Genomic DNA, 10,164 nt, shown 5'->3' with positions numbered 1-10,164 from the left:
GGCCTTCCCTTTCTCTCGCGAGGGTCGGATTGGATTCAACGCCGGCCGGACTCGCCAAGCTCTCTGTCGAGCAGGGCGAAGACCTCATCCTGTGAGGCACCTTCGAGATCCAGCGACTTCTCCGCTCCGGATTCCGGCGACTGTCGATTGCCGTACCGCCGTAGCAACGAGCGAAGACGGCTTTCCACATCCCTGATCTCGACGTCGCTCTCCGGAGTGCTCGCCAGTGCCGACTCAAGCCGTTCGAGGGCCTGGAGCACCTCCGTCGGCGCGGTATCCGCTGCCGTACCGGGAGCGAACTCCCGGTGGAGATATGCGGCGAGCGCGGAAATGTTGGGATAGTCGAAGACCAGCGAGGCCGGAAGCAGTCCGCCGGTGACAGCATTCAAACGGTTGCGCAGCTCCAGGCCCGTGACCGAGTCGAATCCGATCTCTCTGAAGGCCCGGCCGTCGGGCAGGACCGCCGGCGAGTCATGACCGAGCACCGACGCCACTTGGGCGCGCACCAGGTTCCGGATGAACTCACCCCGCTCGGGGTCGGGGATCTCGGCCAGGCGCCGCGTGAAGCTCTGTGGTGCGGCGTTCCCGGAAGTCGCGCCGCCCTCCGGCATGTTCGCTTCCGGAATTTCCCCGATCAGAGGGCTGGGACGGGTACCCGGAAGACCGGCGGCCAGACGTCGCCAGTCGATGTTCGCGATGACCACGTTCGCCTCGTCGTGGTCCAGGACCTCCTGGAGCGCCTTCAATGCCAGGTCGTGCCGCATCAGCGGCACACCGTGCCGCGACTGCGTCCTCGCGACACTCCCTCTCGCCGACATCCCTTCTCCGGCCCACGCGCCCCAGGCGATCGAAGTCGCCGGGAGCCCCCTCGCGCGCCGGTGCTGCGCCAATGCGTCCAGCATCGCGTTGCCCGGCGCGTAGTTCCCCTGTCCGGGAGCGGCCAGGACAGCGGCGGTCGACGAGAACAACACGAAGGCCGACAGCTCCAGATGCCTGGTCAGTTCATGGAGGAGCAGAGCTCCGCGCACCTTGGCCCGTAGAGCACGATCGATCTGCTCGGGAGTGAGGGTGTCAACCGCTCCGTCCGCGAGTTCGGCAGAAGCGTGGAATACGGCCGTCAGCGGAAGCCCCGACGGGATCCTCGCCAGGAGGTCCCCCAGTGCGTCCCGGTCTGCCACATCGCACGCGGTGATCGTGACCCCGACGCCCAGGCCCGCCAGTTCGGCGCTGAGCTCCGACGCGCCCTCGGCCGCGCTGCCGCTACGGCTCACCAGCAGCAGGTGCTCCGCACCGGACCGGGCCAGCCACCTGACGACCGCACGGCCCACACCTCCTGTACCCCCGGTCACGAGCACCGTTCCGCCAGGTGTCCAGGCTCGCTCCGGGGCCCGGCCGCCCAGGGGAGCCCGGACCAGCCGCCGTGCCATGAGCCCCGGACCACGGATCGCCAGCTGGTCCTCTCCCCCGTCACCCGCCAGGACTCCTCCGAGCCGATCCCACACCCCGTCGTCCAGCTCCTCGGGCAGATCGATCAAACCGCCCCAGCGCTCAGGCACCTCAAGGCCCAGCACCCGTCCGAGTCCCCAGACGAGGCCCTGCAACGGGTGCGGCAGCGGCTCCCCGGCACCCACCGAGACCGCTCCTCGTGTCACGCACCAGGTCCGCCCCACGAAGCCGACTTCGCCCAGCGCCTGGATCAGCGCCACGGTTCCCGAGAATCCGCAGGGAACGGCCGCGTACTGCGGATCTGGGCGCTCGTCCAGGGCCAGCAAGGACACTACGCCCACGACCCCCGCAAGATCACCGTTCCCGACCTGGGCGACCTCACGCAGACGTGCGCACACCGTGTCACGTTCGAGCTCGTCTCGCGCCAACTCGACCGTGTGTACTTCGCCTCCGTGCAGCGTCATCGACGAGATCAGCAATCGTGCCGTGCCTCCGATGCCGTCGGCTGACGGAACCACGACCAGCCAGGTTCCGGACACAGGGCTCCTGGCGCCCTCCGTGACGGGACGCCACTCGGTCCGATAGCGCCAATCGGCCAATTCGGCCTGATCGCGGTCATGCTGACGCAGTTGCGCAAGCGCGGGAAGAACGACGTCGAGCGAGGGCTGCCGGTCAAAGCCGTCGATCCTCAGTGCCTTGGCAAAGGCGGCCGTGTCCTGCTGCTCGACCGCATCCCAGAAGCGACTCTCCGCCGGGCCCTGGTGAGCGGCACGTTGCGCAGCCGCCACTTCAGCCCAGTAGTGCTTGCGTTGGAAGGGGTAGGTGGGCAGGGGTGTGTGGGTGGGGGTGTGGAGGGTGTTCCAGGTGGTGGGGGTGCCGGTGGTCCAGAGGTGGGTGAGGGTGGTGAGGGTGGTGTGTGTTTCGTTGGGTTGGTGGGTGGTGGGGTGGATGTGGGGTGGGTTGGTGGTGGGGGGTGGGGTGGGTTGGTTGTGGTGGATGAGGGGGGTGAGGGTGGGGTGGGGGGTGATTTCGAGGTAGTGGGTGGGGTGGTGTTGGTGGGTGGTGGTGAGGGCGTCGGCGAAGCGGACGGTCTCACGGACGTGGCGGACCCAGTAGTCGGGTGAGGTGACGTCGTCCCCGGCCGGTTGTCCGGTGAGTGCGGAGACCAGTTCGACGCGGGGTGGGTTCAGGTGCAGGCCAGCGAGGGCTTCTTCGAAGTCGCTCAGCATCGGCGTCATGAGGCTGGAGTGGAAGGCGTGGCTGACGCGTAGCCGTTGTACGCGCTCACCGTGTTGTTCAAGGCCGTCGATGATCGTGGTGAGGGCGTCCTCGGGGCCGGACAGGACGAGGGAGGCGGGACCGTTGACGGCGGCGATGGACACGCTTGTGCCGGTGATGAGCCGACGGGCCTCGGCCTCCGTGGTCTGGACGGCGGCCATGGCTCCGCCGGGTGGGAGGGTCTGCATGAGGTGGGCGCGTGCCGCGACGAGGGCGCAGGCGTCGTGGAGGTTCATCACGCCCGCGATGTGGGCGGCGGTGATCTCTCCGAGGGAGTGGCCCAGGACGAGGTCGGGGGTGATGCCCCAGGTGGCGAGGAGGTCGACGAGGGCGACTTGGAAGGCGAACAGGCCGGTCTGGGCGAAGAGTGTCTGGTCGATCAGGGTGGCGTGCGGGCCGTCGGGGTCGGCTCGCAGCAGCAGTTCGCCGACGGAGAGGCCCTGGGGTGTGTTCTTGTCCGCGAGTGCGTGGTCGATCAGGGTGCACACGTGGTGGTAGGTGGTGGCGAAGGCGGGGAAGCGGGCGGCCAGTTCGCGTCCCATGCCGATGTGTTGGGCGCCCTGGCCGGCGAAGACGAAGGCGATCTTGGTGGTGTCGTCGCGGACGGTGTGGGCCGGTAGCTGTCCGGACCGGACGGCTTCGAGTTGTGTGAGGGCCTGGTGGTGGTCGGTGGCGACGAAGGCGGTGCGGTGGGGCAGGGCGGTTCGGGACAGTGCCAGTGCGGAGCCGGTCTCGGTGAGGGGCACTTCGGGGTGCGCGGTCAGGAAGTCCCGTAGCCGCTCGGCCTGGGCGAGCAGGGCTGCCCGGTTGTGTCCTGACAGGATCCAGGGCACGCCGCCGGGGGGTGTCGGGGCGGGCTGGTCGGTTGGCTGGTGGGTGGGTTGGTGGGTGGGTTGGGGTGGGGCTTGTTCGAGGATGAGGTGGGCGTTGGTGCCGCTGATGCCGAAGGAGGAGACTGCGGCGCGTCGTGGCCGTCCGGTCTCGGGCCAGGGTGTCTGTTCGTGGAGTAGTTCCACGGTGCCGCTGGTCCAGTCGACGAGTGGTGTGGGTTCCTCGGCCCACAGGGTGCGTGGCAGTACGCCGTGTTGCATGGCCATCACCATTTTGATGACGCCGGCCATTCCGGCGGCTGCTTGGGTGTGGCCGATGTTGGATTTGATGGATCCCAGCCGCAGTGGTTCGCCGGTGCGGTTGGTTCCGTAGGTGGCGAGGAGGGCGTGGGCTTCGATGGGGTCGCCGAGGGCGGTGCCGGTGCCGTGGGCTTCGACCGCGTCGACTTCGCCCGGGGCCAGGCGGGCGTTCGCCAGCGCCTGCCTGATCACCCGCTGCTGCGACGGCCCGTTCGGCGCCGTCAACCCGTTCGACGCACCGTCCTGATTCACCGCACTCCCCCGCACCACCGCCAGTACGCGGTGGCCGTGGCGTTGGGCATCCGAGAGGCGTTCGACCAGCAGCATGCCGACGCCTTCGCTCCAGGCGGTGCCGTCGGCGGTGGCGGCGAAGGGTTTGCAGCGTCCGTCAGGGGCCAGCCCGCGCTGGCGGCTGAACTCGATGAACACTCGCGGCGTCGACATGACGGTGGCTCCGCCGACCAGGGCCAGTGAGCACTCGTTCTGGCGCAGGGACTGACACGCCAGATGCAACGCGACCAGTGACGACGAACACGCCGTATCCACCGTCACGGCAGGACCCTCAAAGCCAAACCAATAGGAGAGGCGACCCGACATCACACTCGCGGAGCTGCCGATCCCCACATGCCCCTCAAGACCGTCGGCAGCGCCGGAAACCCTCGATCCATAGTCCTGGCCATTCGTACCGACGAAAGCACCGACCGATGCACCCCGCAACGCACTCGCATCGATACCGGCCCGCTCAAACACCTCCCACGAAGACTCCAGCAGCAGCCGCTGCTGAGGGTCCGTCGCCAACGCCTCACGCGGCGAAATCCCGAAGAACTCCGCGTCGAACCAGCCGGCGTCGTGGACGAAGCCGCCTTCGCGTGTGTAGGAGTGGCCGGTGCGGTCGGGGTCGGGGTCGAACAGGCCCTCGAGGTCCCAGCCGCGGTCCTGCGGGAACGCGCCGATCGCGTCCCGGCCCGAGGCCACCAGCTCCCACAACTCCTCCGGCGAACCCACCCCACCGGGAAACCGGCACGCCATCCCCACCACCGCCACCGGCTCATCCACCCCTACCGGCGATGTCAGCGTCGCGGCGCCGGGAGCGGCCGGTGCGGGGGCGAGGAGGGACAGCAGATGGTCCGTCAGCTCGGCCGGGCTGGGGTAGTCGAAGACGGTGGTGGTCGGCAGGCCCAGGCCGGTGGTCTTGTTCAGCCGGTTGCGCAGCTGTACCGCGGCCAGTGAGTCGAAGCCCATCTCCCGGAACGCCCGCCGGGGCGAGAGCACCTCCCCTCCGGTATGGCCCAGGACCGCGGCGGCCTGCCCGCGTACCAGCTCCAGCACCAGCTCGTGCCGCTCGGCCGCGGACAGCCCCACCAACCGCTCACGCAACCCCGACCCGTCATCCGAGCCGTTCCCGGCCAACGCCCGCCGCGCTTCGGGGATCTCCGTCAGCAACGGCCGCTCCCCGGCCGCGTAGAACGCGGGTGCGAACACGTCCCAGTCGATGTCGGCCACCGTGACGACACCGCCTGCAAGGTTCTCCAGCACCTTCAAAGCCAGCCGAGAGTCCATCCCCCGCACTCCGCCCCGGCGCAGACGCTCGCCGACCTCGGAGTCCGCGTCCGCCATTCCCCCTTGGCTCCAGGCACCCCACGCCACCGACAAGCCGGGCAGGCCACGCGCACGCCGGAACTCGACCAGGGAATTCAAGAACTCATTCGCGGCCGAGTAGTTTGCCTGACCCGCAGAACCGATGGTGCCCGCAAGAGAAGAGAAGACAATGAAGGCTTCGAGGTGCTGAAGGTCCTGCGTCAGCTCATGAAGGTTGATCGCGCCGCGCACCTTCGCGGCCATGACCTCCTCGAAGTCCTCCAGCGCCAACGATTCCAACGTCCCGTCACGCAGGACTCCGGCTGTGTGGATGACGGCGGTCAACGGAAACTCGGCCGGCAACCCGTCGAGCACCGCCGCAAGCCCCTCACGATCAGCCACATCACACGCCACGACCGTCACCCGACACCCCTCCCCCTCCAACTCCGCCCGCAACGCCCCCGCACCCACCGCACCCTCCCCACCCCGGCTCACCAACACCACATGCCGAGCACCCCGCCCCACCACCCACCGCGCCACCAACGCACCCAACCCACCAGTCCCACCCGTCACCAACACCGACCCACCCAACCCACCACCAACACCAACACCCAACACCGACCCATCACCCACCACCGACCGATCACCCACCACCGACCGGCCACGCAGCACCGACCGGTCACGCACCAACCGCCGCACAAACACCCCCCGCCCCCGCACCGCCACCTGATCCTCCCCACCCGCCAACACACCCGCCAACCACCCACCCACACGCCCCTCCACCACCCCCGGCACATCCACCACACCACCCCAACCCCCCGACCACTCCAACCCCACCACCCGACCCAACCCCCACACCAACCCCTGCACCACACCACCCCAACCCAACCCCTCCACCCCATCCACCGACACCGCCCCCGACGTCACCCACCACAACCGACCCCCCACACCCACCTCAGCCACCACCCGCGCCACCACCAACGACGCCCCCACCCCCACCGGAACCCCACCCCACCAACCACCCACCAACCCCACAAACGACACCACCCCCACCACCCCCACACCCTCATCCCGCACCCCCACCAACCCCTCAACCAACCCCTCCCGCAACACCGACTCACCACCCACATCCACCTCCACCACCACCACCTCACCACCCACCCCCCGCAACCCCTCCACACAACCACCCACCACCCCACCCACCACCCCACCCCGCGGCACCACCACAACCCACCGACCCCCCACACCCACCCACTCACCCGGAACCGAACGCCACACCACCCGATACACCCACTCATCCACCCCCGGAACCGCGACGGATTCGTCCTCGACCTCGATCGGGGCCCCGTCCACCCCCAGCCAGAACCATTTCCGCTGAAACGCGTAAGTCGGCAGCGTGATCTGCCGGCAGGCCATCCCGGCGAAGGCTCGCTCCCAGTCGACGCCGACTCCCGCGATCCACAAGTCACCCAAGGCGTCGAGGAGTTGACCGACCACAGGACGGCCGCGGCGCACCGTACCGACGACCGTTCGACCGTCGGCCGTGTCCGGCAGGTTGAGATGCACCAAGGGTGTCAACACGGAGTCCGGTCCGACCTCCACCCACCGCGACACCCCGACGTCCGCGGCCGCCGCCACCGCATCACCGAACCTCACACACTCCCGCGCGTGACGCACCCAATAGCCGGCCTCCGCCATCTCCGCCCCGGCGACTTCACCGGACACACCCGAGACCAAAGTCGTCCGGGGAGAGTGAAACCGCAGACCCGCCACGACCCGCCCGAACTCCTCCAGCATCGGCTCCATCAGCAGCGAATGAAACGCATGACTCACCCGCAGCCACCGCGCTCGCCCACCCCTGCCTTCCAGCACGTCCACCACCGCGGTGACCAGTTCGGAAGGACCGGAGAGCACGACAGAAGCCGGACCGTTGACGGCCGCGACCGACACCACCGAGTCGACGCCGAGTTCGGCCAGGGCCGCACGCGCTCCCGTCTCGTCCACCTGGACCGCCGCCATCGCCCCGCCCGACGGCAGCGCCTGCATCAGCCGGCCCCGTGCCGCCACCAAGACACACGCGTCCTCCAGCGACATCACCCCCGCCACATAGGCGGCGGTGATCTCACCGAGCGAATGCCCCAACACCACATCGGGCCTCACACCCCACGACGCCAGCAACTCCACCAACGCCACCTCGAACGCGAACAGACCCGCCTGCGCGAACATCGTTTCGTCGATCAACCTGGAGCCGGCATCCGCATCGGAGCCGGCGCGCAGCAGCAGGTCGCTCACCGAGCTCTCGGGCTCGGCTCCGCCGCTTCGCAGGTTGTCGGTCAGCAGCGTGCAGACCTCCTCCAGTGCCTGGACGAAGACGGGGAACCGGCCCGCCAGTTCGCGTCCCATCCCCATCCACTGGGCTCCCTGGCCGGAGAAGGCGAAGGCGACTCTGCCGCTGCCCGGTCCCTCCCATTCGGCGAGGGCCTGCCGTGCCGAGAGCGCGTCGAGCTCCCGCATCGCCGTCTCGTGGTCGGCGGCCAGGATCACCGCACGGTGGTCCAGGGCCGACCGAGATGTCGCCAGGGAGAAACCGATGTCCGCCACCGGCAGTTCCGGGTGATCGGCCACAAACTCCCGTAGCCGCTCCACCTGAGCCGACAGTCCCGCCGGGTCCCGCCCGGACACGACCCAGGGCACGACACCAGGGCTGGGAAGGACGTCGCCCCGGACGGTCCCCTCCCCCGCACCCGTCGCCGTACCGGACAGCCCGAACTCCGCCGACCCGGGAGACGCGGTCGACGCCGAGGACGGCCGGGAAGGTGCCTGTTCGAGGATGAGGTGGGCGTTGGTGCCGCTGACGCCGAATGCGGAGACCGCGGCGCGGCGGGGACGACCCGTGTCGGGCCAGGGCGTCTGGTCCTGCAGCAGCCGGATGCCGCCAGTGGACCAGTCGACGTGCGGCGAGGGTTGTTCGGCGAAGAGGGTGCGGGGCAGACGACCGTGCTGCAGGGCCAGCACCATCTTCATGACGCCGGCGACCCCGGCGGCGGCCTGGGTGTGGCCGATGTTCGATTTGAGCGAGCCCAACAGCAGAGGGGCGCCGGTCCGGCCCGCGCCGTAGGTGGCGAGGAGTGCCTGGGCCTCGATCGGGTCGCCCAGCGCCGTCCCCGTGCCATGGGCCTCGACCGCGTCGATGTCGTCGGGTGACAGGCGCGCGTTGGCCAGGGCCTGCCGGATGACTCGCTGCTGCGCCGGCCCGTTCGGTGCCGTCAGTCCATTGGACGCGCCGTCCTGGTTGACGGCGCTGCCTCGCACCACCGCCAGCACACGATGCCCGAGGCGTTCGGCGTCGCGGAGGCGCTCGACGAGGACTACGCCGACGCCCTCGCCCCAGGCCGTTCCATCGGCTCCGGCACCGAACGCCTTGCAGTGACCGTCGGGGGACAGACCGCGCTGGCGGCTGAACGCGACGAAGTGGCCGGGCAGCGGATTGACCGTTGTTCCGGCGGCCAGCGCGAGCGAGCATTCACCCTGCCGCAGCGACTGGCACGCCAGGTGCAGAGCCACCAGGGACGACGAGCAGGCCGTGTCCAGCGAGATCGCGGGGCCCTCGAATCCGAAGTGGTAGGACAGCCGGCCCGCGGTGGAACTCGACATGGTTCCCATGAGGAGATATCCCTCGATGCCCTCGGGCGCCAGGTGCCAGTGGGGCCCGTATTCCTCGTGCACGACGCCGACGAACACGCCGGTGTCGCTGCCGCGGAGGCGGTCGGGGACGATGCCGGCGTCCTCGAACGACTCCCACGCGCATTCCAGCAGCAGTCGTTGCTGGGGGTGGGTGGCCAGCGCCTCCCGGGGGGAGAGGCCGAAGAAGTCCGCGTCGAACCAGCCCGCGTCGTGCAGGAAGCCGCCCTTGCGGACGTAGGACGTACCCGGGTGGTCGGGGTCGGGATCGAAGACGGCGTCGATGTCCCAGCCCCGGTTGCGGGGGAAGTCCGAGATCGCGTCGCCACCGGCGCCGGCCAGGTTCCACAGGCTGTCGGGGCCGGTGATCCCTCCGGGGAAACGGCAGGCCATCCCCACCACGGCGATCGGTTCGTCGGATCCGACGGCGTCGGGGCCGGGGGTGAGTTCGGTGCCGGTGCCCATCAGCTCGGACCGGAGGAAGGAGGCGAGCGCGGCCGGCGTCGGATGGTCGAAGAGCACGGTCGGTGCCAGCCGTACGCCGGTGCGCTGCGACAGTCGCGTGCGCAGATCCTCGGCTCGCCCGCGGTAGATGCCGAGCGCGCGGAACGGACGACGTGATGCGTCGTCGCCGAACGGCCGCTCGCCGGTTGCTTCGGAAATCGCAGCACGAACGACGTCGAGTATGAATTCCGTCTGCTCGGCGACCGACAGTGGTTCGAGTCGATTTCGCAGTTCGGATATCTTCCCGCCGTTGCCCGCAGTCACGCCAGTTTTCACCCTCTGCCAACAAACAGGCCACAAAGCCTGACCGAAATGCTCTGTGACAAAGGCCGGTGCGACACTGAATACCAGCCGAAGCATATGCCGGTGACCAGCTCCGATGGCAACCCCAGCGACCACCCCTAAGCACCCCTAGAAATATTCATAAAATGACCACAAAGTCATGTGATCCAGAACACATGACCTTTCTCCTTGACAACTCCCGACCTCGCCAAGGAAGGTATTTGAAAATCGATCTCGCTTATCGTCCTCGCTGTCGACCCCGTCG

At 68.9% G+C, this 10,164-nt stretch carries 1 protein-coding gene; it reads right to left on the bottom strand.

Annotated features, from left to right (window positions below):
• Positions 1-35: 35 nt before the first annotated feature.
• On the bottom strand, positions 36-9,881 hold the full coding sequence (locus AVL59_RS55840) for a type I polyketide synthase (RefSeq protein ID WP_269466065.1): 9,846 nt from the start codon (positions 9,879-9,881) through the stop codon (positions 36-38).
• Between the last annotated feature and the right edge of the window lie 283 nt (positions 9,882-10,164).

It is taken from the genome of Streptomyces griseochromogenes (assembly GCF_001542625.1).
GTDB classification, from domain to species: Bacteria; Actinomycetota; Actinomycetes; order Streptomycetales; family Streptomycetaceae; genus Streptomyces; species Streptomyces griseochromogenes.
The sequence above is the reverse complement of the archived record's forward strand: the minus strand, read 5'-3'. Positions and strand labels throughout refer to the sequence as shown.